Genomic DNA, 25,436 nt, shown 5'->3' with positions numbered 1-25,436 from the left:
CTCAAATGTGACAACCTCTTCACTCCGATTTTCAATCCGGATATGAATATATATAATTTGATCTGCAAATGAATGACAACATGGTTTCATAACTATTAATTAATTGTTACTATTGGTAACATTGGATAACTTCCCCTTCTCTTTTAACAAAAAAAAGCTTGTTCCAGTTATAGAACAAGCCTTACCCTATATGTAATTAGCACTTATTTGACCAACATTTGCTCATAATGATACACATGGATCCCTTGTGCTTCACTCTGACCAATCCGGTACATGGCCGCAGCAACTTCCTTCCCCTGAATCGGTCTATACTTGCTCCAGCTCCCACGTGCGATTAGCTTAATTAGCGGACTTACCATGATAGCTGCACTTTCCCCAGGTCGTGATTCACTCCGCGACCCAAGCAATAGCGAAGGTTGAAATACATGAACGGATGGTAAATTTAATTGGTTAACTTCATTCTCCACTTGACCCTTTACTTGATTGTAGAAAAAGGCTGAATTCGAGTCTGCACCAATGGAGGTAACCATCAAATACTTGCTCGCTCCACACTGTTTCGCCATCTTTGCCAATGCTAGCGGATACTCAAAATCCACTTTACGAAATGCTTCTTTCGAGCCTGCCTTCTTGATCGTTGTGCCAAGACAGCAGTAAACATCATCTACTTGGAAATGTTCGATGTACCGCTCCAAATGATCAAAGTCCACCACAATCTGTTCTAGCTTGGGATGATCCAACTGTATATTTCTTCGTGTAAAAATTTTAACTTTATGATAGGCTGGCTGTTCGAGCAATAGTTGCAGCAAATGTCCACCGACTAATCCTGTTGCGCCTACAAGCAATGCTGTTTTCTCTTTTAGAACCATTTGCTTCACTCCTATAAATGCTAAATAAAATAAAACGACTATAGCTTAAAATATGTATAACTAACATCATATCATGTCTGCTATTCGGTGAAAAATAGATAGTGAGAGTCACAGGAATGAAAGCGATTTAAAGCATATAGCGAATATATAGCAGCATATTGTACCGAAGACGATAAACGACTCCTTTACAATGAAATACCCCTGAATCAATTGCTTAACCATTGATCAGGGGTACAGATGCATCACGATATTTCGATATTCTTCCCCTTACTTTGCCATAGGGTTCATCTCAGATAGTACATTTTCCAAGTCCGTGGAGAAGCGTTCATGAAGCTGTTTAATCTCCTTGTCTTTCGTTTTGTCCGCATACAACTTCAAATCAGCCTCACATCTCTTCAATAAGGCGAGTAATTCAGAAGGAGGAGATGTTATTTTCTTGTTTACGTTAATATGATCAGCGTACAGATCTACATACATCTCTTGCTTAGAATCCACTTGCGCAATATAAATTTCATCTTGTTTGACGTTGTATTCCTCCAGCTTCTTTGTAAGCCAGTTGCGATCCAATCCCATTTCTTTAAGTGGCTTGTCCAATATTTCTCCATCCATAATAACAATCTGTGGCACATGTTCATTTTGGATCGATAGCCCTAAATCTTTGGCCGTCAGTGGCTGATTCTCTTTTGTAAGGAGTACGTTAATCTCCCCACTTGGCTCGATACTCGCAAATTCCACATCAGCTAGACTAAAGGCATTATTTTTGCGAAGCTGCTGCATGAGCTCATCGGCTGTTATTCGCTCTTTGCGCAAATTATGCTCCAATACTTTCCCTTCTTGAATAAGAACCGTGGTCTTCGTATCGATAAAGTCTCTTGCTGATTTGCTCTTTAGCTGGAGTAAGTCAACAAGTAGGGATATTCCTACCCACACCACTATAGAAATAAGTCCGTAATACCACTGAGCATCTAAATCTAAGGAGATGTATGCTGCTAAGTTACCAATCGTAATCCCTGTTATGTATTCAAATAAGGACAGCTGAGAAATTTGCCTTTTGCCTAGCAACTTTGTCATTAAAAACAAAATGACAACAGCCGATAGTGTGCGTATCAGTATTTCTAATTCACCGGGCATCGCTTAAAAACCTCCTGTTCGTATCGTCAAACTTCATTTCTTACTGTTGACCAATATGAACAGGATTATCCATAAATAAGTGCGTGTAACCAATAATGAACGTTTAAAAAGCACCCTCCACAACGCAGATGGAAAGGTGCTTACTAATCAACCTTACGATGACATCTCTTGTATCACCTAAATTCCCGACCATACATCCTTGGCATAGCGTCCTTCGTCCAGTAATTTTTCCAGCCAAGCCGCCGACTCACGATCATTCTCTCCATGCACTTCCTCCCATGCACGCTGCAGCGTCGCCTCTACATCAGGTGCCATCTTACTGCCGTCTCCACAAATATAGAGATGCCCGCCCTCATCAAGAATACGGATCAACTGCTCTGCATCACGAGCCATAAGATGCTGAACATATGTCTTCGGCTCGCCTTCTTTACGCGACATCGCGGTATGAAGAGTAACCATTCCGTCTTGCTCATATTGTTTTAGTTCATCCTCGTAAATAAAGTCGCTCTCACTGCGGCAGCCGAAGTACAAATGAGCAGGCCCCAACGGATGTCCTTCTTTCTTGAGCGCGCTCCGTGCTTGCAGAAATCCACGGAAAGGAGCCAAACCAGTACCAGGGCCAACCATAATAATGGGTGTTTCGGTACATTTCGGCAATTGGAATTCACTTTCAGGTGTTCGTACGAAAATAACAATCGAATCCCCTTCCTGACGCTCCGCCAAATAATTCGACGCAACTCCTTTGTACTCACCTTGCCCGCTCCATGCTGGTGCACGAACAACACCGACCGTTATACTCGCCTGCTCGGCATCCACGCGCGGTGAGCTAGAAATCGAGTAATATCTCGCCTTAAGTGGCGGCAGCAGCTCGAGAAATCGATCAAATGCCATTTCACAAGCTTCATAACGCTCCAACAGATCTAACATCGTTACTCGCTTCTGCTTAATTTGTTTCTTATACGCCTCTTCCTCCAATAGAACTTCCAACTCTCGGCGGTGCGGCGGACATACAGTAGAAGAAGCAAGTTCGCGCAGTTGGGCACGTGTAGCGGCCTCCTGTAATTCAACACTATGGCTTAGCAGATCAAGCAAACTTACCGGCCTCTCTAGCGGCAGATGTGCAGCACTTCTTCCTGTTGCACGCAGAATGAGATGATCCGTAGCTTCCAGCTTAAAACGGCGCAATACTCGCAGCACTAATTCTTTGCGATTTATAGGTAGCACCCCAATATGATCCCCTTCCCTATAAGTAACTCCCTCTGGAAGTGAGATTTCAATATGTCGAGTACTCCGACCGCTGTCTGGACTTTGCAGTTCGCGGTTATTCACGATCTTTGCATGGAAAGCTTCATATGATTCTGCGAGTGGTGTGCCAACAATACCGCTAACGAACTGAACGGTGAGATTGTTCGTTTCCTTGGCTGTTTCCTCATTTAATTGCAGTCCTAGAGCAGACATGACATCCTGCCACATGTGCTCCCGCCAAGTTTCGACTTGGATTTCAAAGTCACCGCTTGCATCCCCTTCACCAAGCAAAGTAAGGCGAGTTGCTCCTTTTACAGCTAGCTGTTCATCGATAAGTCGCGGTACTTCTTGATAGGTGCTCGCCCAGTTATGATCACCACAGCCAAATACCACATATCGTACACCTTCGCATTCGGACGCTTCAGCTTCCTGAAGCCATTTCACAAACTCACTCGCATTACTCGGCGGCTTGCCGTTATAGGAAGCTGAAACGATAAATACAGCACCTTCCTTAGGCAGTTTGCCAGCCCAGTTATTTAAAGGTGCCACTTCCGTGCGGAAACCTTGATTGCGCGCCATATCTGCTAGTTCTCGTGCAATTCCTTCGGCTGTACCCAGATTCGATCCATATAAAACAAGCAAAGGCGTGTTGTGGCCCTCAACTCGGTTGTTGGTCTTCGATATCGCTGCGCCTGTACGATTTTCTTCAGGAGAATCCCCAGCTGCTGCAATCGTAAATCCTTGATTAGATCGAGATTGGACCCGCATCGTAAAGCCATCTGGCTTCAATGTCAGTGATTCTTTTACTTTCAACTGATAATTGGTATGGTCCATAATCTCAAAATGTTTCAACACCATGCCCAAAACAAGCACGGCCTCTTGCATTGCAAACTGCTGTCCGATACATGCTCGTTGCCCATTTCCAAATGGCTTAAATGCATGATGCGGTACTTTGCTAATATCCTCAAACCTCTCTGGGCGGAAAGTCTCGACATCCTCTCCCCATACATCCGTATCCCGATGAACGATGGGAACTAAAACGTTGACGCTATCTCCTTTTTTCATCGAATACTTACCTGCCAGCATCGTATCTTCTTTCGCATATAGAGCAAACGCCGGGGCTGTTGGCCATAAACGTAATGATTCATTCAGAATCATGCGTATGTAAGAAAGCTCACGTACTTGGGTATAGGTTGGGACCGCATCGACCAATACTCGGTCAACTTCTTCATATGCTTTTTGCAGCTTATCTGGATTTTTCAGTAAATAATATAGGGCAAAGGATAATAATCCACTTGTCGTCTCGTGTCCTGCAATGAGAAACGTAATAATTTGAAATCGAATGTTTTCATCATCCAGTCGTTCGCCTGTCTCAGGATCTCGACCATTCAACATGTGAGCAAGCAGGTCATTTCCACTAGCCTGTCCCTGTGCTTTACGCTCTGCAATAATTTTGTCCACTAGCGTGTACATGGCTTGTATATCATGTTGAAATTGACGCTTCGTAACGACCATCAACTTCTGCTGGATATTTAGACGCTGTAGCTGGCCCATTGCTTCATCCAATGCGCGAGTCATACTCGTAATAAAAGGATGTGACTGTTCCCGATAAAAGCTATTGAAACGATAATCAAACCCGCATAACCCGATCGTATCCAGCGTAAGCCGCGTCATATCTTCAGCAACATCTACACTCTCATCGGGATTGAGCCGCAGCCATTTTTGAATCAACTGAACAGCAATGTCCACCATCATCTCATGATAACCGCGCATCGCCATTTGACTAAAGCTTGGCAGCAAAATATTATGAGCTTTTTGCCAATTCGATTCTGTCGTCGCACTTGTAAACAAACCATCTCCCGTAAACGCTCTTACTTTTTGCAGCGGAGCCCACACTCTTTTATCAAATCGTGTCTCATCACAAGCATCCTCAACCAACTCATGACCAGATATGTATAATTCTTTTCTTCCCCCTGGTAATTCCAAGCGGAATATAGGACCTAATTCCTCGGCCAGTCGCATTAATGACTGTACGGGTGCTTCCAGATCCAATTGTGGCAGGTTGCCTAATGGCCCAAACGATTTCGGTTGTGGAATGTGCTGTTCCATTCTTTACTCAAATCCCCCTGTTCATCTGCTTCGTTTCTCGTCAGTCAAGTTTCGTTGTAAGTAATGTTACTATTTGAGAACAGAGCTTAAACTATCCACTTAGGAGTAACATTGTGTCCATTTGTATGCTTACTACAAGTTGTCGTGTTCGATTAGTCAGAACGCATACTGGAAGACCATTCAGTTCGTTATCTACCTAGTTCTGAATAATACAAACAAAAAAACGAAGCTGGGAACTGGATGCGTACATCCCGTCTCGAGCTTCGTTTTTTGTTTGGTTATGAAAAAGCCATTTTAAGAAAATAGTAAATGAATGATAACCCCTAGTTAAAATCTAAGAAGTTGACCCACAAATGACAGTAAAACTTCTGACATGATACGAATTGTCACATAAGCGCCAACAATAATAAGTAAAATACTATACATCAAGTCAATTCGCTCACGACCGGGCACATGGTAACTTAGGAATACAAGCAAAGGTGCTACAAAAATTGCCCCTGTAAAAGCGATTAAGAGAGGAAGCATAAACATACCAATACTTAAAAGTGACATCAATATTGCAAGAATAAGCAACCCCACAAACGGCAGCAGTATCGTACCAAAGCGCGCAATAACCGCTGTATAACTTGCTTGATAACGATTCAGCACAATAACACCATACGTAATCGTTCCAATCAAAAGCAAAAATACGATATAACCAAGAAACGGCTTCACTACCGTTTTAAAAAACGGCACATCACCAAACATACCGATGCTCGATTGGAGATGAATATACATAATTAACGGGATAAGTAAAGCATAGATGCCTATCGTAATAAGTGCTTGAATAAGAAGGGATTGGGATATCGTTTGCAATCGCTGATAAGGTGAACGTATGTTATCCATAACGTAACTAGCATACATTTTTGAGGATTCGCTAGCCTTCTGCATACGCTCTTTCGTCAGCAAAGTATTAGAAATGGGTTCCGTCCCTTGATTGAACTGCCCTTCACCATTAGGAACTTGCTGAGATGAAGATATTGGTTGAGCCGAACGCTCTTCCCCTTGTATCTTTTCTGGCAATGTGGCACCGCAATGGATGCAGAACGCGCCTTCGTCTGTTGTATGTTGACAATTCGAACATGTAACACTCATTGATCTTTCCCCTTCCATCTTTTTATTTGTGCAGGCTATATCAGGATGTACTAAATTAATTTACAAACGTATTTTTAACGCGTTTTGATTTCAAGAAGTAAGGAATGAAAATGGCACAATAAAAACCGCTTCGAATCGTGTCTTTCCAGATCTCCATATCTCCTGTAGTATCCATAAGCGCAATTATCGCGATCGGCTCTAAGAAATCAACTGCAAAAGTTGCAATAAAAATAGCGATCATCAATTTAGGGAAAATTTTCTTTTTACGATACATACAAATTAGCGCCCAAATAAATACTACGATCATAATAATACTGAATATGGTCCCCAACCAGATGAACCACATGTATTCAGGAAATGCCAACTTAATATATTCGATTTGTTCTTGCATCGTATCTGACATTAATGCCAGCAATCCAATCGGCATAAGCACTAGATTGAGATAAATGATAATTTGAACAACAACGAGCCAGCCACCCAGACCTTGTATCTTATACTCAAATTTCTTTAAGCCTTCTATCTTTTTCTCTATCGTCTCTGTTTCCATTCGTTCACCCTTGTATCATATTTTTAGAAAAGTCTACTTTACTACTCTTTATATTTTTATATGTAATCCCCCTGACATAGCCTTTTTCATTATTACAAAAACGACACTATTTGTATACCATTCCATATTATCATCATTGACACGCCAACTTTCAAATTATGTTTGTTTGCTCATTAATTCATACAATAATTGCTATTATTTCATTTGTTGGACGAAATTTAGTTTATACCTTTAACCATTTCTAGATTAAGTACTGCTTTTACCATTATGTTTCACCTTACTCCATATTGGTCCGACAAATAACCAAATAAAGATGAGTCCAACATTGTTAATAATCCAATACGTAAACCAAAAGGTTTGTTTAGGTGGTACGAAAAAGTAAAACATCGAAATAATTACATTAATAATCATCATGCAGGAACAAAATCTTTTAAACTCATGCCATTGATGCTCCAATTCATCTTTTCCAACAAGCTTTTTCTTGAGCGGTCGATTACCTGCTCCCCATCTATATGCAGCCCAACGATCTGCCCACTGTATCGTTCTTTTTCCATAAATCAAAGTAAAACCTATGTACGCTGCTGATAATCCATGAACAAAATGAGCAGGAGCTCCTCTAGATAAATCGATGAGGGTTGCCGATAACACAAATATGTCGATCAACGGCGTTAGCAGCAGAAAAATGGTGGATAACTTTTTCATTTTAAAAACATATCTGAATAATAAACCAGCAAACAAAAACACCCAGAATGCAATTTCGCCAATTACAATCGAAAGTAATATCATATTCATCCTGATATCCCTCATCTTTCCAATGAATGTTGTTTATTTACTTATGGTTATGCATCGTAATTTGGGCATTTTTCAGCATAGCAGCTCCTAAACCACCTACTGAGCCAATTCCAGCAGCTATGAACAATACGACACCTATTACTTGATCCTGGGTCAAAATTTGCAAAACAAGCCCTAAAAAGGCACCTAATGCTAAGCCGATAAATAGATACGCCGCATAGTATAAGTTTACCGCGTCCACCACATGAGGTTCATAATGGTTAATCCAATCCGAATCGCTCTTCAATAAAGGGTTATCAGGATTTTCAACCGAAAATGCGGCTTTTGCTCTTTCAAACGCCTCTTCTTCCGAATATCCTTCTGTAATCTGGTCAAAAATGTAATCCGTCATATAGTTCATTAAGTCTTCTTGAGCTTCTTTATTTTCCTTAGAAGTCCATTTCAGCTTGTTTGCAGCTTTCTTTGCGCTGTTCATTTTCAAGCGAGCCACTAAAGCAATTTTCTCAAAATAAGTAAGATCGTCACTATCCACTAAATGTGTACTCTGCTTTACATATTTCGTAATCTTCTGTTCTAACTCTTGGCTGATCTTCATTCCTATTCCACCCCATCTAAAAATTCGTTAATTAGATTCTGCATGAATACCCACTCTTTCTTTTTGTGCAGCAAATACGCTTTACCACTGTCCGTCAGGTGATAGTACTTTCTGCGTGCTGCTGCCGAACCATCTACCCAATAGCTAGTCACATATCCGTTTTTTTCGAGTCGTTTGAAGGATAAATACAGTGTCCCTTCTTGAATTTCAAATGAGTTGTGGCTTCTTTTTTTTACTTCTTTGCTCAAATCATACCCATACAAATCTTCGTGATACAGTAGGCTAAGAATAATCGTGTCTATATAGCCGCGTAAAACTTCCTTATCTACTTTCAATACAAATTGGCTCCTTTTTGATACATTACTTTATTAGGTATAAAGGTTATGGGAATATCATACAATGACATACCTTACAAAGCAAGGTACAAATTAAACATATGTATAAATAACTGTAACTGAGTAGGTGGAGGTCAACAATTTTAGCCCTTCCACTTCGTAGGAAGTCGAGTGGGCATAATTTGTGCTTCTAACATTACCTACTTTCTCGGCCAGAGCTAGTCATGATTCGGCTCACCATTCAGAAACACAGAGTGCTCACAGTTCTCGTATTTGAGTTTCACTCCCGTTTCCATTGCATGGAACGCGTTCGCTAACGCCTTGAAAAGAGAAAAAGCAACTTGTGCCGACAAAGAACTCGGCACTCCGCCATTCCCTGACGGCTTCACCGCTTCTCTTTTTTCCGCAATTCTCCCCAGTTAAGAACGTCATCTTTCTGCCCACAACTACGTGACAAGCCTTTGGCGACATTGAATTTTGTCATGTTCTAGTGACTCATCCGTCTTAATCCGCCTCCCAATCAACATCCTCACTCTTGGCTAGCAATAGACATTCACCAGTCTCCAGCAGGCTTTCGCATTAGAGATGAAGCCCATGGTAGCATGCTAAAAAAGCGCTGGGATATAAATCACCTGCGCTTTCCTACATCAAATCTTAAAATTATTCCTTCTGTCAGAACAAATTGCTCATACAAAACCATTACCTTTATTCTCCAAGATTTAAACTACTCCCCATTGGTGCTGTGGTTTCGTTCGCTAAATTTCTAACTGCCATCAGAGCAGCTTTCGCATCTACCCTGCCATAGCCATATTGGTTATCCCATACTTGCCGAGTAGGAGGATGAGACCTAGCTGTCTGTTTAAGGATATTACTTATCTGATCGATGGAAAGTGTCAGGCGATGCGATTTGGCCTCAGCAAGCATTAATGCAATGACTCCCGTTACCGCAGGAGCTGCCATACTCGTTCCAGACATTCCAATGATCCCATCATTCGTGAGAGACGACGCGGCTTCTACATTTCCACCTGGCGAACTTATATCAGGCTTTTGTCGTCCATCGCGTGTAGGCCCCGCACTAGAAAAGAATGAGATAATTGAATTCGGTGATTTAGCACTATATGATCCCACAACAATACTCTTGTGCCCACAGGAAATTGAGCCCAGTGTATGTGTATTGTCATTTAAAGTTACTAAACTAGATTGTACACCTTCTATATGATTATCCCGTTCTATCCAAGCATGGAACTTACCATTTCTAACAGAATCACCACGGAGGCGGATGATCCAGGTACCGGATAAATTTGCTCCTCTTTCTACATCATTGAAAATCATCACTACATTATCGCCATTGTCCTCGTTTCGAGTCTGCGTTACAAAAATCTGACCATTAAAATAATTTTCACCTAGCCCAACACTACAAATCACTTCGTTATTTTGGGTCAACACTTCTATTCGAAACTTGTCTTCACCTTGGTACCAAATTTCCATTTCATTCAAGGTAGTATCACCAAGCGGGATCTTCCAATGAAGGTCGACATAACGATTTTGCTGCACAATACCAGTTGCATGAATATTATCGTTATATGAATTTCCTGCGGCAATCACGATAGCTCTATTATGTCTCTCCATTACTAATCCATCCAGCGCTTGTTCCACAAGTGATGTTCCATCATGCGGGCCACCATTAGTCCCAAGACTAATATTTACGACACAAGGTTGATTACCTGCCTGAACAAAAATAAATTTAACGGCATCTATTAAATTTTTTGAATCACCAAAGCTCCCTAAGTTTCCTTTTACAATATCCCAATAGGCTGGTTCAACAAAAATAAGGTCAGCATTAGGAGCAACACCTGCCGACTTATTGTTACGACCATTCCCCGCAGCTATATCCATTACATGCGTTCCATGCGATCTATTCCTAATTTGATAGTTCAAGTAACGATATGGATTAGGTGTTAATAATGCTTGATTAATATCCCTACTATTATATACTCTAAATTTTGTTCTTTTGTTAATATTCGGTTCGTTAAAATCTATCTCTTGTATTGCCAATGCAATTAACCGAGTCGTGTCATCATCTCGTCGAAAACTTCTATAAACAAAATCACATTCGTGATCTACAATACCAACAATGACACCAGCTCCTCCGTTACCTTCTACTGTTTCAATAGGTGGGACATTGATTTCTCTTCTCGTATCCTTTAATAAAGGCTTTAACTGCTGGGCTCCCTTTAAGCTTAATACGACAGAAGATTGATGTATGTTTGACAGTTCTGATACAGCAACACTTGCAGTCACAATTCGTCCCGTTTGATCTGGTGCCAATGCAATATCGTTCATATCGTGAACACCCGGAAGCATATGAAAAGATTTCACGTCCGTAACTTTTGCGATGACTGGAATCAATTCCTCTTTACTTTCAGCATTTTCTAATTTTTTTTCTGTAAGTTGACTCTTCAGCATGGCTTTCTGGAGCCGTGGATCAAGGTTGTTTGGAATGTTCTCTACCATCATGATCTTCCTCCATACTAATTTAATTTTAATATTTAGGATTCATCAAAAAAGCAATAAATATGTGTACAAAGTTAAATAAGGTTGTCTACGCGCACCTTTCTGATATATAAGTTTTTACGTACATAAAAAATTGAATTCATGTAGAGGATATTCTAGAAATCACTTTGGAGGAATTACAGTATGAGTCAAAATGAAAATGTTAACACACAAGATATTGCAGAATTTCATACTTTAGAGATTGAATCACTTCCGCGTAAACCAATTGCATTTGTTGAACCGGATAATCTTGAAAGCTCATGTGGAGCCGAAGACTTTCAAGATGTTGAACGATACGATGGTACTTTAGGTGTAACAAAATCATTTGTGGATAGTCATCAATCTCCTGTTGGTCAAATTCAATGGCATAGTGATTTAGCAACAAAATATACATATCCTGGAAATGTTTCTGGTGTAAGATGGGGGTCCGGTACTCTCATTTCAGAGGATTTGTTTTTAACTGCTGGCCATTGTTTTGATCAAAACCCAAATGGCTGGACGGTTCCTCGCATCAATGGAACAAATAACCCTATATCTTCAGCTGAAATAGCTAAAAATATGCAAGTTAATTTCAACTTTCAGGTTGATTCTTCTAACACTCCAAGATCTGTACAATTATTTGCAGTACTTGAACTAAAAGAATACCGTCTAGGTGGATTAGATTTTGCCATTATTAAACTAGATGGACAACCTGGAACAATTTTTGGCCACACAAAGATAGCAAAAGTAGATGCTAGTCTTAATGATGTGCTATGTATTATTCAACATCCCGCAGGTAGAATGAAAAAAATAGAGGCGGGTCCAGTTACTTTTTTACAGGATGGGGATGAACGAATCGGATATAATTCGCTTGATACACTTGGTGGAACTTCTGGAGCAGGCATACTTCTTACAACGGACGGATCAATCGTCGGTGTTCATACAAATGGAGGATGTGATAGTAGCTCACAAGGTTTTAACTATGGTGTACGAATAACCTCCCTACTTACTGAATCCTCTACCCTACAAGCTATAAGTAACCATTCATAATTGTAAAACGCAGGGATGCAGAACCCTGCGTTTTACATTTCCAAAACGTATTCGAGCTATCTTAGAGTAACGACATCATTATATAGAGTTTTCTCTGATTCATCTGAACATACGCTGCAAGCAACTCCTCTACCGAAATATTATATATTTTCATACCCGTCAAATCACTATTAGAAATCTCCACATTTCTCAAATTACAGTTTCTTATCGTACTATTTTCAAGCTCACATCTCTCAAAGTTCATCGGACGCTGATCATCTCCAAGATTCGTATCTACGAGACGAACCCCACCAAGTGTAACCAACTGAAATTCACTATTTCACTTCTAACGATAATCCCTCATCGGCTTATTCCAAGCCACCGCAGCGACACTCACCACCAGCGTCGCAATCGCACTAGCTGTAAGCGCTGTCTCTGGTCCGTAACTATCCGAAATTGCCGAACAAATTGCGATCCCCACCGGCGGCGTAACGCCTATTATGGAACCAAGAATTCCAAAGACGCGCCCCTGAACAGATGTATCGATCTCAACCCGCAGCATAATATTAATAATGAGCGTACTAAACGCAAACAAACAACCAATGATTAAAATCAAAGGCAGAGCCGCTACCGCTGAACCTGCTTGCGCAATCAAATAGAAGATCGGACCCATCCCAATCGCTCCAGCTATAACCCAATACCCTCTTCGGCCAAGGCGTTCACTAAATAACATAATTCCTATCGAACCTATTAAATATCCCAAAGGGATAGATGCTTCAATAAGCCCAAATACAAATCCATCTGCATGCCATACCTGCACAGCCATTACTTGAATAATCATAAACGATGACATGAAGCTGCACGACAACACAGGCATTAGAATCAGACCTGCTTTGGCATAAGGATTATGCCATACCACTTTGAATCCTTCGCGGAAATCTTCAATAAAGCTGGATTTTTGCCCTTCACTGCGCTCCCTTTTACGAGGGAACTGACCTGCCACCAATAAGCATAAGGTAGATACGAGAAATGCCCCCGCATCAATCAATATCGCGACAACGCCGCCAAACAATGCAACCGCCATTCCACCCAAAGCAAAGCCCGATACACGAATGATGTTATCCGCGATATTAATGATTCCTATCGCCTGCGGGATCTGTTCTTTTCCTACGATATCCGCAAGTGAAGAATGAAACGCCGGGCCATGAAATACACCCGCAAATGCTACTAAAGTAGTTAATATCACAAGTACATAGAAAGGTACGTCAGGCTGTGTCATCACATAAGCAATTCCTACTACGAGTACCAATCGACATATGTTCGAGAACATCATTAATACCCGGCGATCGATACGATCCGCAAATGTCCCGGCGAAGGAACCAAATACTACGCCGACGATTAAATGCGAAATAACAATGATAGACATCTGCTTTGCACTGCCTGTCGTCTGCAGCACCCATAAGTTTAATGCAATATTGTGAAACATGTTTCCAAACAAGGAAACCGCATAACTAGCAAACAAACCAAGAAACGTACGATTGCGCCATAACGACGTATTTGCCTGCTGTATCCCTACTTCTTCTCTTGCTAATTCCATCATCAAGTCTCCCCTAGACATCGCTTAAACGTTTAAGTTAAGAAATAAAAAACAGATTTTACTCTGCTTTTATGTTCATCCTCATTTCACTTTTATATATTTATCAGTGGGAAGCTCCGCATCCTGCTTAAGCAATTGCATCATCAGCTCAAAGCTAACTTGTGACTTGCTAGCTGCCGCAGACACATACTTGGCTCGTGCAGGAACAACCTCTGGACAACCCGATGTGCTAATAATCGTCAAATGAGACGGGTCAACGTATTTACCAGCGAGCATTCCTACAAATTCATTGAAAATAATGCCTTTGCACCCGGCAGGCTGCTTATGAATAAATTCAGCCATTTCCCCCTCATCTTCCATCAGATGTATTCGATCTTCAGCCACTCCAATCACGTCTTTAATTGCTCGTACATAAGGCTCATTGTAATAAGACTCTATGATATAGTAACAATCATGGTCAGCATTCCATGCTTGTGCGCTTTCTAACGCGCCTTTCACATCATGGATTACTTTATAAAATAACGTATCCTCAACCAAGCTATCAATGACAACCAAAGGCACACCCGCTGGAAAGTGATGCGAAATGGAATAAAAATGTTCCTCTTTTACATCGATTAAAAACACTCCATCCAGCTTTCGCTCCGCAATAATGCCTACTTTCGGTTTCTCTGCATCTATACTAGACAGCACGACGTGATAACCTCGCTCGGTTAGCAACTGCTCCAATCGATTCACCATGTCTGCGTAACGTAGCCGTCTCCACCACGGTTCACCCGCAACGCGATTAATCAAAATGCCAATTAGACCCGTCTTACGCTTAACAAGAGATCGTGCGGCGAGATTAGGTACATAGTTCAAGCGCTCCGCTGCTGCCAGCACCCGACAACGTGTTTCATCCGTGATCGTCTGCTTCGGGACATTGTTCAATATGTAGCTTACGGTTGCTGTGGACACATTTGCTTCCTTCGCAATATCTTTAATCGTCACTTTTTTCAAGCATTCACCTACTCATCTCCTAGTTCATTTATAGCAACCTACATTTCTAGTCTCCTTAATCACTTAAACGTTTAAGCTATTGTACCATTACCCAGCTTGAATTAGCCACCACAATAGAGCACTGCAAACGAAAAACATGCATTATCCATGCATGCTTTCCTAGTACTCATAAACTTTCTCACGCATGTTATTTTTCATCTCACACTATCCCATGAATAAGTCATCCCTCTTTGAATCAGTACCCGCTCATCTCCATTTACTTCGTATCCCTCGATACAGAGTCTTCCCTTTCACCAACACCGTTCTAGCTGAATTCGGTTCACCAATCAAATTCCCTGCAACCACTATAACGAGCACGACAATTGCTGTAATAACAGCATAATTGAACCATTGCCATAACGAGTCAACATTCAAGGTAAACAGATACGAACACAACAGAGCCGCTCCTACCCCCAACCCTATATTCCGGATATTTCGAATAAGTCCAGACATAGGGGATCGCCCTAAAATCGTTCTATTCGTATACCAAATAAGCTCCGGCGTTCGATAAAGATGAGCACAAAGCATTCCTAGTAACACCCCTGACGCACCGAACCATCGTACAAATAACAGTGAAGCTATCACACTGATCGCGGCCTCAATAATAGAAGGTATTCTCGTTTCTCGAAAGTGACCTGCGGCTTGGACAATCATGTGATGCGGCGTACGAAGATTGCTTACGACCCCAACAGCTACGAACAACATAGCAAGGTCTGGGCGAATATAATCTGCATCCCGAATACCGGAGGTATACACTTGAATAAAGGGAATTAGGAGCAGCGCGGTACATGCATACACCCAAGTAAGCACAACACCGAACACATACTCAAAACTTTTGAAACTGTGCCTCAACACGGTAACATCACCCTTAGCCAGCAATTGCCCAAAGGACGCCATTACACCAGAAGTGAAAGAAGCAACAAACATGTTCACTGCGACAAACACCATACTGTATACCGAATAAACACTTACTTCTTGCAAATTACAAAATATAGTGTTGATGATAGGTGGTAATCCGAATACAACTAAACCATTGAGCTGATGAATAAATACATCCTTACGCTGCTTTAACGATTCCATATCAGGTGATGCCCGATAATTGATCTGCTTATACTTTCGAGTGATGTACCATTTTATAAATACAGCCCTTGATGCAAAAATAAATGTCGCAGCAGCCTGCATTGTGAGCGCAGCAACGCCAAATGTGATTAGCAATATACATACGACTGCATTAATCACAACTCCAGCCGACTGAATGAGTGAAATGATATAGCTTTTTTGGTCAGCGATCAGAAGTACACGATATTTGCCTATTAAATAATATTCGCTCAATCCACCACCCGCCATAATAAGCACCATCGCCCCAGCCGTAAATACAGGAACTTGAGCGTAGACGAGAAATGGATAGACAAGCACTGCCACTACAGCGAAAATAGCAAATAACTTGCCCGTTCTGTTATAAAGCATTCTTGCCGCTGATAAAACTGTACTTACCTGATTCGTGTCGTTATTCGCTAGCGGGAGATATAAAGCCGCAATACATGCAGCTCCTAGCCCAGCTTCCACGATAGATAAATACCGCATCACCTGCGTAATGGAAGCAATCATTCCATTCATAGATGAGCCATAGGCTTCAATGATAAAGCGCGGCAATATAATGCCGACAAGTGCCGTTATGAATTGCAAAGCTAGACTCGCCGAGAGATTGTATAGAGCGAGCTTGCTTCTCATGTATTCCCGCTCCCTTTTACAGTCGATACAGTACTACCGCTGCTGATACCTTCCATCGCCTCAGTGCTTTCCGGTTCCGTATAGTACAAATTCATAATCAGCAGCACGAGATAGAAGTAGGTGGTATACATACCTAGCGAATGCAAAGACAGTAAAAAGATCATCGTGGAGATGATAGGTAGAAAAGCGAGGAAACTTAGCTTTGATCGTATATTTGCTGATAATGATAAGGTGCTTTCAGATCCTACTCTAGATTTCACCCGCTGTACATAAGTCAATAGCATTACAAAAACGACAAAGACAACTGATCCTACCAATCCCCACGCAACAAGTGACTCTAAATACGTATTATGCGGACCCATTTGCTGACCATGTACAGAAATTCGACTCTGTGGCAAATAGCCTATTATCCCTCTCCCAACTAACAACTCCCACCATGATGAATCTTTGAACACCGTCCAATATTGCTCAGCTAGAAAGGAACGAGAGCCTGTCATGGTATCTAGGCTGCTTCCAATGGACATCCGCTCGATTATCGAATGTACTAATTGTATAACCGGAATGGCAAATGCAGCTCCTAGTATCGTAACTGCCCCGATAATCTTTGAACGCATTCTTTTACTATTCCGATCTGAAGTAAGTACCATATAACCAAGCAACAGGAGCACCATAAATCCCATGGTAAGAAAATAAGTCCGAGATAATGTTGTTAATCCCAGCAGGAGCAATCCAAGAGAACTATATATTAGCAGAATATTGGGTTGTCGAGCTTGCTTGTACACATGCAATAGGAAAAAAGCCGCCATCAACACCATCATACCGAAACCATTCGGATCGCCGCCTACACCCTCGAACCTCCGAAATGGACCGGAAGTGAATTCACTGGTTATGTTCATTACCAATCCACAAGCACTTGAAACGAAAATGCCGCAAGTAAACGTGTAGACAGCTCGCTTGAAATTGGGTTTGAAATTCATATCGATGATTAGCAAGCTAGCATATAGCATCAGTGCAATCCATCTGACAGTCGGATTCATCCATTCCGATAAATAAGTGAACACATGCAGCAATTCGAGCAGGATAATCCCTAATACACCTAGCAATCCGACTACGTGTAGCTTCATGCTGCTCATTCTCGAAGCAACATGCTTTACAAGAGCAGCTAAAAACAGCATCGTTGCGTAGGAGGAATCTGCCTGTTCCGTTACAAACAAGCTAAGAGAGGGAAGCAAAAATACGAGTAAATAGAAATTAAAATCAGCGGAGGATATCGCAATGTAAATACCCATGCACACCATGGCTGCAAGAAGCAGCGATGTTTGTTGCGTACCTGCGTAAAGCATGAGCATTATCACCATACTAGGATAGAACCAGCCAAGTCGAGGAAATCGACTTGAAACTAACAACATCTTACGATTACGTAGTTCTGTTCCTTTCAGCTCATGACTACTCTTTACAAAACGTTGCGACACGGCACATCTTCCCTTCTATCGCGAGCGCATTGCATAAATCCACGATTACGATCCTTATACGTTATAGATTTGTAACAGTCTGCTAAGACTGCTGTTCACATCATAGCCCCGTTCAGCCAGCTTAGCTCCTGCCTCCTGTTGATTACCTTGTCCCCGCTCAATACAACTCAGCAGTTCATATGCCCAAGCCTGCGCTCCCGCGGATAAATCCATAAACGTAACCGTTTCTGCACCTATATCAGATTCACGCGTTACTCCTGTGGATACAAGGCATGGAATCGCCGCGGCTTGCGCTTCTAAGAGCGTAACAGGCAATCCTTCAAAGTGAGATGGCAGCAAATAGAGATCAAATAAATTCATCAATGCAGGAATATCTTCACGTGAGCCAATCAACATAACATGCTTCTCAAGCCCTTTTTTACGAATGGCCTCCTCCAGCTCGAATTGTAGTGGTCCATCCCCAACGAATACAAATCGAAACGGTACACCTGCATGATGGGTCTTCAATTCCTCCGCGATTTCCAGCATAAAATGATGATTTTTCACGGGCGATAATCTGCCTACATGACCAATGACAAGACAATCGCTTGGAATATTCAACTCTCGCCTCAACTGCTCACGCTCCCACGGAGAACGATTCGCATACTCCTCGGGTCGGATCGCATTTAACAGGATGGAAAAGGAACGATCTCCATACATAAATGCTCCTGCATCTTGTCCGCAGGCGATCAACTCAGTAGCTTGCCCAATCGACAAAGACTTTAGCATCGGCAATATAGCCCTTTGCCAGCGCTGTTCAACATTACTCGTATGAATATGACAGATGCGTGTATCGATTCCCGTCATTCGAGCTGCTAATAAAGCAAACCCACCTTTGTAGCCATTATGAACATGAATGGCATGGTAAGGCCCCTGCGCTTGGATCAGCTTCTTGAGCGCGCGCATGTAACGAAAGACGCCCTGCTTCTTCATATATTCAAAATAAAAAATACGTCCGCCCATAGATACAATATCATCATGCAAATGACCGCGATTGAACGATGCAAAATCAAACTGTACACGTTCTTTATCAAGTGCACGGTACAAATTCATCACCATGGATGTAATGCCGCCAAATCCGGTTGACGGAATAATATGCAGCACACGCTTCAACTCTTTGCTCATCCTTCGTACATCCTTCCAGTATCATTAATCGCAAAGCTGCCGCCTGCTAGCCCATACGCGCGTTGAATGCGTTCAGCGGCATGCTCTAACATAAATCCTCTTCTGAAGAAGGCTGCTCGTATCTCATCAGAACTTGGTCGTATTGCATTGGCTTGCTTGAATATAGCCTGCATCCAAAAAGGCATCGGGTCATTCAAGTCTACGAATCTCACTGTACCAAGTCCCATATCCACTTCAACCGGCAGAGCGGATGATAGCACACAAGCGGTCCCTGCCGCCTGAGCCTCTATGGCCGCTCCTCCTAATCCTTCGTAAAGAGATGGCATAATAAACACATCAAGCATGCGAACGAGCCTCGGAACATCATCTCTAACACCAAGGAAGTGTACATAAGCAGCAAGCCCAGCTTCAATAACTTGTCGTTCAATCTCTAATCGTTGTCCCCCGCTTCCAATGAGAACAAGCCTTGCATCAATACCAGTTCTGCGTAAATTTCCTAGCAATCGAACTAAAAACGTTTGATTTTTCACGGTTCGAAAGCTTCCAATATGCCCTAGCAAAATGCCACAAGGTGGAACTCCTGCCTGCTGCCGTAGAACGAGCGGATCGAGTTGGTTGACTTGTTCATACGCGGACAAGTCTATAGCATCGGGCACAAGCTCTACTTTCCCCTGCTTCATGGCATGTTCGCCGAACAGATACTTTCCTGCCGCCTGACTAATTGCAAGCAAACGTGTTGCACAAGATGCGATTAGCAGCCTGCCCAGCAGTAGCCCAGCACGTTTATACGGCGAAGCTGATTGTGAAGTGCCCGTCGTTCGCGCGTGACATACTCGATGAGGAATGCCAACTATGCGAGCAGCTAACGCCACTAAGCCTTCATGATGTGCCGTATGGGCATGCACCGCTTGAAAAGGTCCTTTTGTTTTCATTATGTGGTACATATCCTGCATATGGCCGATCAAGTTCTCTCTTGGGTGGCGAACAACAAATCGCCTCCCTCCAAGCTGCGCGATCTCATCATCAAAATAATGCTTCCCGCCCTCTAAACTAAGGAAGTCGAATTGAATGTGACTGCGGTCCATATAGCGGTACAAATCCATAATGCGAGATTCAGCACCACCTTTGTCCATTCTTGCAAATACATGCAGAACGCGATAAGGAGCATGAGCCATCCATCAAACCTCCCTTTCTATTTGGCGATTAAAATACGTTCGATACCATGCAGCAGCCTCGTCAAACCCCCGATGGAAATTCCACTCCGCTGTATAATTCAATAACGAACGGGCTTTGGAAATATCAGCCAGACTGTGCTTAATATCTCCTTGCCTATCAGGTCCATGATTCGGAAGATACGGAGTAGACAACTGTTTGCACATCATGCGTAGCATATCAGCGATGGTGAATGATTCCGCGCATGCAATATTGAATACCTCGCCATTCGCCTCATCTCCCGCCACACAAGCTTTTAGATTAGCCTCGATAACGTTGTCAATATACGTGAAGTCTCTCGTCTGCCGTCCATCTCCATTAATGGTAGGCTGCTGGCCTTCCAGTAAGAGCTTCGCAAACAGCGGAATAACTGCCGCATAAGAGGAATAAGGATCTTGCCTTCTGCCAAATACATTAAAATAGCGCAGCCCGACACATGGCAATTGATACAATTTTGTATACAAAGAGCCATAATATTCATTCACTGCCTTCGTTATCGCATAAGGAGACAGCAGCTTTCCTTCATGCCCTTCCACTTTAGGTAATTGCTCCGCATCCCCATACACCGATGAAGAAGAAGCATAGACTACCTTTTTCACCTTACCTGATAACCGTGCTGCCTCGAATAGCTGAAGTGTTCCAACAATATTATTTTCGTCATAAAGGACAGGCTCCCTTATAGAACGTGGAACAGAACCAAGCGCTGCCTGATGAAGAACATAATCGACCTGAGTACAAGCTTCACGACATACAGCTGCATCACGAATATCGCCTTCGATAAATGTAAAATTGGGATCGTTCAGGAAACATTCCACATGCTCCTTTTTTCCTGTTAAAAAATTATCAAGTCCCCTCACCTTCATTCCCTTCTGGAGAAGAGCCTCCACCAGATTGGAGCCAATAAAACCAGCTGCTCCCGTTACAAGGAACTGCGTACCCGCTTGAAATGTAACATCTCGATATCCCATTCGATTACAGCCTCCAATAGGTAAAGCCTTTGGACTCCGCCTCACGTCGATTATAGATTCCTTTTACATCAATAAGCACCGAACGATGAGGATCATACAACGCACGAAGCTCATCTAAATCAAGATTCACATACTCCTTATGATTTACCGCAACAATGACAGCATCAACTAGCGGGATTTCATGAGCTAATTCGATCCCATACTCGTTGTACAGCACTTCACGGTCTGCATACGGGTCCATAACCACGACATCGATATGATATTGCTCTAGTTCGCGAATCATTGTAACGACCTTGGAATTGCGAACATCGGGAACATTTTCTTTAAAAGTTACACCCATAACCAACACTTTAGCACCTTTAATCGAACAATTATCGTAGATGAGCTGCTTAACTAGACTATCCGCTACGTACTTGCTCATATTGTCATTGATTCGCCTGCCAGCTGTAATGACCTCAGGATGATAGCCTATTTCCTCTGCCTTGTACGTTAAATAGTAAGGATCAACCCCGATGCAATGCCCACCGACTAATCCCGGCTGAAAGTTCAAAAAGTTCCACTTCGTCCCAGCTGCCTTCAGTACATCTAATGTATCAATGCCCAGCCGATTAAAAATAATCGAAAGTTCATTCATAAACGCAATATTAATATCACGCTGCGCATTCTCGATAACTTTAGCCGCCTCTGCCACTTTAATAGAAGGAGCCCTGTAGACTTCAGCTTTGACGATCAACTCATACACGCTAGCTATCGTCTCCAAGGATGCTTCATTAAGCCCAGCAACGATTTTGACAACTGTTTCAAGTCGATGAACGTGATCACCAGGGTTAATGCGTTCAGGCGAGTAACCAACTTGAAAGTCTACGCTAGCTTTTAATCCAGAGCGTTGCTCCAAAATAGGGATACATATGTCCTCTGTTACCCCTGGATAAACCGTAGATTCATATACGACAATCGTTCCCGCTTGCAAATGGCTGCCCACAGTAGAACTAGCACTTATTAAGGCGCTTAAATCAGGCTTATTGTGCTTATCAACAGGTGTCGGCACCGCTATAATAATAAAAGAGGCCTCGTTCAAATGAACCGGGTTGCTTGTAAACTTAACTTTGGTCACGCGAAGGGTAGCGTCTCCTACCTCATTCGTAGGGTCAATTCCCTGCTGATATAGACTAATCTTAGTCTCGCTGCTATCATATCCAATCACATTCGCGTGTTGAGAAAAGGCCACAGCTAACGGCAAGCCCACATAACCAAGTCCGACAACCGCTATTGATCGTTTATAATCTTTGATCGCCTCCAACATATTTGACAGCCTCCATCGGTTGGATTTGCATCGTATCCATTATGACTTGATTCACTTTGTCGACATCGTATTTATCACGAACCATTCGTAAGCTTTGCTGCGACATCCACCTTAACCGCTCCCTATTTTCAATCATCCAGATCATTTTCTCAGCAATTGCCGCCGTGTCTTTAGGAGGAACAAGAAAACCGTTCATTTGATCGACTACCGTTTCACGGCATCCCGGGGCATCTGTCGTAATAATGGGGCGGCCTGTCGCCATCGCTTCGAGCACACATCGAGGCGTTCCTTCGTGATAAGACGGCAAGACGAGCACCGAACATTGCTGCAAGTAAGGACGTACGTCATCGGTTGCACCCATATATTCAATAGCACCTTCTTCTACGAAGCGCTCAAGCTCGTGCTTCGGAATTGCAGTTGGATTCGTATCAAAAGGCCCAAGCACAAGACAACGAGCTTGCGGATACTGTTGTCTTACAAGCTTAGCTGCCTCCATATACTCACAAATTCCTTTATCTCTAAGAAGCCTGCCAACGAACAAAAATACATCCTGCTCAGGTAAAGGCTGTTCAGAAAAAATAGTCAAATTAACGCCAGAACCATGAATAAGTGAAGGCTGCTCTTCACGAATCAAGTTCATCGTGCTCATTGCTTGCTTATCATCTGGGTTTTGAAAAAAAACTCGCTTGCAACAAGCTAGTGCAAGTTTGTATTGTGTCTTTAAAATAAGTTTGACGATAATCGTCTTTATCGAGGATTTACGATGGCTGTGCAGAATAGATCCAAGCCCTGCAACTAATGCATAAATGCGATTGACTCCCGTTAATTTTGCCGCTATACATCCGTACACGATTGATTTGGCTTGATAGGCAAACACAATATCAGGCTCAATTTTATGTATGATCCGAATCATGCGCAGAAAGGTACCTAGGTCCTCCAGTGGGTTCATGCCAGTACGAGCAATAGGTACTGCATAATAAGCAATTCCCAGCGCTTTGAACTTTTCCTCCCACTGCTGTCCATGCTCAGGGGCAATTGCGATAACTTCATGACCATGCCTCTGAAACGCCTTGATCATGTCCAGTCGAAAGGTCAACAGAGAGGGCGCTAGACTGGATATCAATAACACTTTCATCGCTTCCACCTCGCACGATTCACAGTGTGCTTATTTATGACTCCCTATAGTAGTGATACCGACTGCTCACCTTCGATTTATACTGGTTAAGTACTGTGCCTAGTAAATTCGCATTGACCAATTCAAGATTCGATTTTGCTTTTCGTATCTCTTCACGCTTTATTCTCCCGTACTGGACAACTAGCAGCACCCCATCGCATTTGGCAGCCATAATTTGAGCGTCTGCTACAAGTAGAACTGGCGGAGTATCAACAAATACAAGATCGTACTGCTCACTAAGTTCTGTCACAAAAGTCGTCATGCTTGGTGAGGACAGCAGCTCTGATGGATTTGGAGGAATTGTCCCTGCGGGTATCACCTTCAAGTTCGGAATGCCACTCTCCAAAATGACCTCTTCCAAACTAGTTTGCTGAGCTAATACATTCGTCACACCGACTCGATTGGATAATTGGAAAAATTCATGTATCGTCGGCTTTCTCAAATCCGCATCAACAATAACGACTTTCATATTGGACTGTGCGTAGGCGACTGCTGCATTTACAAGTGTTGTAGATTTCCCTTCCCCTTCTCGGGCGGAAGTAATCATAATGGACTTCATGGGACAATCGATCGAGGAGAATTGAATATTGGTTCGCAGTGTCCGATATATTTCTGAGATCGGAGACAGCGGGTTATATGCCGTTATCATTTTAGACTTTCGCGTCAATCGTGACATCGCTCCCCGCTCCTTCCCCATGAATAGTCGCTATGTTCGGTTTGATAAGCTTCGTCTCTCGGATGATGTGTACCGTTGCTAGTACAGGCAAGTTGAGCAGAAGTGCCAGCTCCTCCTCACTTTTCACGGTGTCATCCAACACCTCAACTAAAATAAACAGCGTGATCCCACCTACCAATGCGATCATAAAGGTAACTGCTACATTAAATACGATATTGGGACTAACTGGCGCGGGAACTACTTCTTCATTAGCAAGACCTAGTATGGATACATTATCGATATTCATCAGAGAAGGTATTTCACGTTGAAATGCGAGTACAATGGCATTCACCGTCTTCGCTGCTTGGCTGTAATTTTCATGCTGATAAGAGAGTGTTATTACTTGTGTTGAACTTGCGGAGTTCACTTCTACACGGCGAGATAATTGTTCAGGAGTTTGATCAATATCAGGATAAGTCGCTGTCACCTTTTTCATCATCGCAACAGTCTTTAATATCTCTTTATAGGTGTCAATGAGCCTTAAATCCATATTCACTTCATTGATGCTTATCGAGGACTGGCCCGTCGCATCGGTTGAACTAATAATGATTTGGCTGCTGGCTTCATACTTAGGCTGCAATAGATAGAAGCTGATCAGCCCTGCACCTATAGAAGCGAGTAGAACAATACTACCTAACCACCAGCTTCGCTTACGAATAATTTGCAATATCTCTTTAATGCCTAGCTCCATACTCATCCTCCTATCACATCGATTGAGCCCTCCAAAATGACGATAACCCATGAGGTGTC

General features: G+C 42.5%; 23 protein-coding genes. 1 reads left to right on the top strand and 22 read right to left on the bottom strand.

The annotated features are described in order from the left end of the window. Positions 1–203: 203 nt before the first annotated feature. The 10 genes from IFO66_RS17550 to IFO66_RS17505 form a co-directional block, all read right to left on the bottom strand. Positions 204–866, bottom strand: coding sequence for an oxidoreductase (locus IFO66_RS17550; protein ID WP_192026416.1), 663 nt, complete (start codon positions 864–866; stop codon positions 204–206). A 267-nt stretch (positions 867–1,133) separates the two neighbouring features. Next, a complete protein-coding gene (locus tag IFO66_RS17545) occupies positions 1,134–1,997 on the bottom strand; it encodes a DUF421 domain-containing protein (RefSeq protein WP_192026415.1) in 864 nt (287 codons plus the stop codon). Positions 1,998–2,174: 177 nt separating this feature from the next. Continuing rightward, positions 2,175–5,351 (bottom strand): bifunctional cytochrome P450/NADPH--P450 reductase, encoded by a 3,177-nt coding sequence (locus IFO66_RS17540; RefSeq protein WP_192026414.1) that lies wholly within the window; start codon positions 5,349–5,351, stop codon positions 2,175–2,177. A gap of 327 nt (positions 5,352–5,678) precedes the next feature. Then, complete coding sequence (locus tag IFO66_RS17535) at positions 5,679–6,485, bottom strand: zinc ribbon domain-containing protein (protein ID WP_192026413.1); 807 nt, start codon at positions 6,483–6,485, stop codon at positions 5,679–5,681. Positions 6,486–6,540: 55 nt separating this feature from the next. Further along, the gene (locus IFO66_RS17530; protein WP_192026412.1) at positions 6,541–7,032 is read right to left on the bottom strand and encodes a DUF2569 domain-containing protein; all 492 of its coding nucleotides are present in this window, start codon (positions 7,030–7,032) and stop codon (positions 6,541–6,543) included. Between the two features lie 246 nt (positions 7,033–7,278). Further along, on the bottom strand, positions 7,279–7,824 hold the full coding sequence (locus tag IFO66_RS17525) for a hypothetical protein (RefSeq protein ID WP_192026411.1): 546 nt from the start codon (positions 7,822–7,824) through the stop codon (positions 7,279–7,281). Positions 7,825–7,861: 37 nt separating this feature from the next. Beyond that, on the bottom strand, positions 7,862–8,419 hold the full coding sequence (locus IFO66_RS17520; protein ID WP_192026410.1) for a hypothetical protein: 558 nt from the start codon (positions 8,417–8,419) through the stop codon (positions 7,862–7,864). 2 nt (positions 8,420–8,421) lie between these two features. Beyond that, a complete protein-coding gene (locus IFO66_RS17515; RefSeq protein ID WP_192026409.1) occupies positions 8,422–8,754 on the bottom strand; it encodes a PadR family transcriptional regulator in 333 nt (110 codons plus the stop codon). 218 nt (positions 8,755–8,972) lie between these two features. Then, positions 8,973–9,143, bottom strand: a complete 171-nt coding sequence (locus IFO66_RS17510) for a hypothetical protein (RefSeq protein ID WP_192026408.1) — start codon at positions 9,141–9,143, stop codon at positions 8,973–8,975. 316 nt (positions 9,144–9,459) lie between these two features. Further along, a complete protein-coding gene (locus tag IFO66_RS17505) occupies positions 9,460–11,271 on the bottom strand; it encodes a S8 family peptidase (protein ID WP_192026407.1) in 1,812 nt (603 codons plus the stop codon). Between the two features lie 180 nt (positions 11,272–11,451). Here IFO66_RS17505 and IFO66_RS17500 point away from each other — a divergent pair, with 180 nt between their 5' ends. Next, entirely contained in the window at positions 11,452–12,336 is an 885-nt protein-coding gene (locus tag IFO66_RS17500) for a trypsin-like serine peptidase (RefSeq protein ID WP_192026406.1), read from the top strand. Positions 12,337–12,397: 61 nt separating this feature from the next. On the opposite strand, the gene IFO66_RS17495 is transcribed toward IFO66_RS17500, so the two are convergent. The 12 genes from IFO66_RS17495 to IFO66_RS17440 all read right to left on the bottom strand — a co-directional run bounded on the left by IFO66_RS17495 (position 12,398) and on the right by IFO66_RS17440 (position 25,377). Further along, on the bottom strand, positions 12,398–12,580 hold the full coding sequence (locus IFO66_RS17495; RefSeq protein WP_225445857.1) for a pentapeptide repeat-containing protein: 183 nt from the start codon (positions 12,578–12,580) through the stop codon (positions 12,398–12,400). 81 nt (positions 12,581–12,661) lie between these two features. Further along, entirely contained in the window at positions 12,662–13,915 is a 1,254-nt protein-coding gene (locus tag IFO66_RS17490) for an MFS transporter (protein WP_192026404.1), read from the bottom strand. A gap of 78 nt (positions 13,916–13,993) precedes the next feature. Continuing rightward, entirely contained in the window at positions 13,994–14,899 is a 906-nt protein-coding gene (locus IFO66_RS17485; RefSeq protein WP_337913309.1) for a LacI family DNA-binding transcriptional regulator, read from the bottom strand. 255 nt (positions 14,900–15,154) lie between these two features. After that, the gene (locus IFO66_RS17480) at positions 15,155–16,678 is read right to left on the bottom strand and encodes a polysaccharide biosynthesis C-terminal domain-containing protein (RefSeq protein ID WP_192026402.1); all 1,524 of its coding nucleotides are present in this window, start codon (positions 16,676–16,678) and stop codon (positions 15,155–15,157) included. Next, positions 16,675–18,150: an O-antigen ligase family protein gene (locus tag IFO66_RS24255; RefSeq protein ID WP_192026401.1), complete on the bottom strand. Its 1,476-nt coding sequence runs from the start codon at positions 18,148–18,150 to the stop codon at positions 16,675–16,677. Before IFO66_RS24255 ends, IFO66_RS17480 begins: the two co-directional genes overlap by 4 nt. A 54-nt stretch (positions 18,151–18,204) precedes the next feature. Next, entirely contained in the window at positions 18,205–19,314 is a 1,110-nt protein-coding gene (locus tag IFO66_RS23855; protein WP_225445851.1) for a glycosyltransferase, read from the bottom strand. Further along, positions 19,311–20,489: a glycosyltransferase gene (locus tag IFO66_RS17465; protein ID WP_192026400.1), complete on the bottom strand. Its 1,179-nt coding sequence runs from the start codon at positions 20,487–20,489 to the stop codon at positions 19,311–19,313. Before IFO66_RS17465 ends, IFO66_RS23855 begins: the two co-directional genes overlap by 4 nt. A 3-nt stretch (positions 20,490–20,492) precedes the next feature. Continuing rightward, complete coding sequence (locus IFO66_RS17460; protein ID WP_192026399.1) at positions 20,493–21,494, bottom strand: NAD-dependent epimerase/dehydratase family protein; 1,002 nt, start codon at positions 21,492–21,494, stop codon at positions 20,493–20,495. Positions 21,495–21,498: 4 nt separating this feature from the next. Continuing rightward, positions 21,499–22,797 carry a nucleotide sugar dehydrogenase gene (locus IFO66_RS17455; protein WP_192026398.1) on the bottom strand — a complete coding sequence of 433 codons (1,299 nt, stop codon included), beginning with the start codon at positions 22,795–22,797 and terminating at the stop codon, positions 21,499–21,501. Next, complete coding sequence (locus IFO66_RS17450) at positions 22,772–23,932, bottom strand: glycosyltransferase family 4 protein (protein ID WP_192026397.1); 1,161 nt, start codon at positions 23,930–23,932, stop codon at positions 22,772–22,774. The genes IFO66_RS17455 and IFO66_RS17450 overlap by 26 nt, the downstream gene beginning before the upstream one ends. 34 nt (positions 23,933–23,966) lie before the next feature. Continuing rightward, positions 23,967–24,647: a CpsD/CapB family tyrosine-protein kinase gene (locus IFO66_RS17445; RefSeq protein ID WP_192026396.1), complete on the bottom strand. Its 681-nt coding sequence runs from the start codon at positions 24,645–24,647 to the stop codon at positions 23,967–23,969. After that, on the bottom strand, positions 24,622–25,377 hold the full coding sequence (locus IFO66_RS17440; RefSeq protein ID WP_192026395.1) for a YveK family protein: 756 nt from the start codon (positions 25,375–25,377) through the stop codon (positions 24,622–24,624). The genes IFO66_RS17445 and IFO66_RS17440 overlap by 26 nt, the downstream gene beginning before the upstream one ends. Between the last annotated feature and the right edge of the window lie 59 nt (positions 25,378–25,436).

It is taken from the genome of Paenibacillus arenosi (genome assembly GCF_014841135.1).
GTDB classification, from domain to species: Bacteria; Bacillota; Bacilli; order Paenibacillales; family Paenibacillaceae; genus Paenibacillus_B; species Paenibacillus_B arenosi.
This window is presented reverse-complemented; position numbering and strand designations above follow the sequence as displayed.

Coding starts and splice junctions, on each gene's coding strand:
- IFO66_RS17550 (WP_192026416.1), bottom strand. CDS start 866: ATGGTTCTAAAAGAGAAAACAGCATTGCTTGTAGGCGCAACAGGATTA.
- IFO66_RS17545 (WP_192026415.1), bottom strand. CDS start 1,997: ATGCCCGGTGAATTAGAAATACTGATACGCACACTATCGGCTGTTGTC.
- IFO66_RS17540 (WP_192026414.1), bottom strand. CDS start 5,351: ATGGAACAGCACATTCCACAACCGAAATCGTTTGGGCCATTAGGCAAC.
- IFO66_RS17535 (WP_192026413.1), bottom strand. CDS start 6,485: ATGAGTGTTACATGTTCGAATTGTCAACATACAACAGACGAAGGCGCG.
- IFO66_RS17530 (WP_192026412.1), bottom strand. CDS start 7,032: ATGGAAACAGAGACGATAGAGAAAAAGATAGAAGGCTTAAAGAAATTT.
- IFO66_RS17525 (WP_192026411.1), bottom strand. CDS start 7,824: ATGAATATGATATTACTTTCGATTGTAATTGGCGAAATTGCATTCTGG.
- IFO66_RS17520 (WP_192026410.1), bottom strand. CDS start 8,419: ATGAAGATCAGCCAAGAGTTAGAACAGAAGATTACGAAATATGTAAAG.
- IFO66_RS17505 (WP_192026407.1), bottom strand. CDS start 11,271: ATGATGGTAGAGAACATTCCAAACAACCTTGATCCACGGCTCCAGAAA.
- IFO66_RS17500 (WP_192026406.1), top strand. CDS start 11,452: ATGAGTCAAAATGAAAATGTTAACACACAAGATATTGCAGAATTTCAT.
- IFO66_RS17495 (WP_225445857.1), bottom strand. CDS start 12,580: ATGAACTTTGAGAGATGTGAGCTTGAAAATAGTACGATAAGAAACTGT.
- IFO66_RS17490 (WP_192026404.1), bottom strand. CDS start 13,915: ATGATGGAATTAGCAAGAGAAGAAGTAGGGATACAGCAGGCAAATACG.
- IFO66_RS17480 (WP_192026402.1), bottom strand. CDS start 16,678: ATGAGAAGCAAGCTCGCTCTATACAATCTCTCGGCGAGTCTAGCTTTG.
- IFO66_RS23855 (WP_225445851.1), bottom strand. CDS start 19,314: ATGAGCAAAGAGTTGAAGCGTGTGCTGCATATTATTCCGTCAACCGGA.
- IFO66_RS17465 (WP_192026400.1), bottom strand. CDS start 20,489: ATGGCTCATGCTCCTTATCGCGTTCTGCATGTATTTGCAAGAATGGAC.
- IFO66_RS17460 (WP_192026399.1), bottom strand. CDS start 21,494: ATGGGATATCGAGATGTTACATTTCAAGCGGGTACGCAGTTCCTTGTA.
- IFO66_RS17455 (WP_192026398.1), bottom strand. CDS start 22,797: ATGTTGGAGGCGATCAAAGATTATAAACGATCAATAGCGGTTGTCGGA.
- IFO66_RS17450 (WP_192026397.1), bottom strand. CDS start 23,932: ATGAAAGTGTTATTGATATCCAGTCTAGCGCCCTCTCTGTTGACCTTT.
- IFO66_RS17445 (WP_192026396.1), bottom strand. CDS start 24,647: ATGTCACGATTGACGCGAAAGTCTAAAATGATAACGGCATATAACCCG.
- IFO66_RS17440 (WP_192026395.1), bottom strand. CDS start 25,377: ATGGAGCTAGGCATTAAAGAGATATTGCAAATTATTCGTAAGCGAAGC.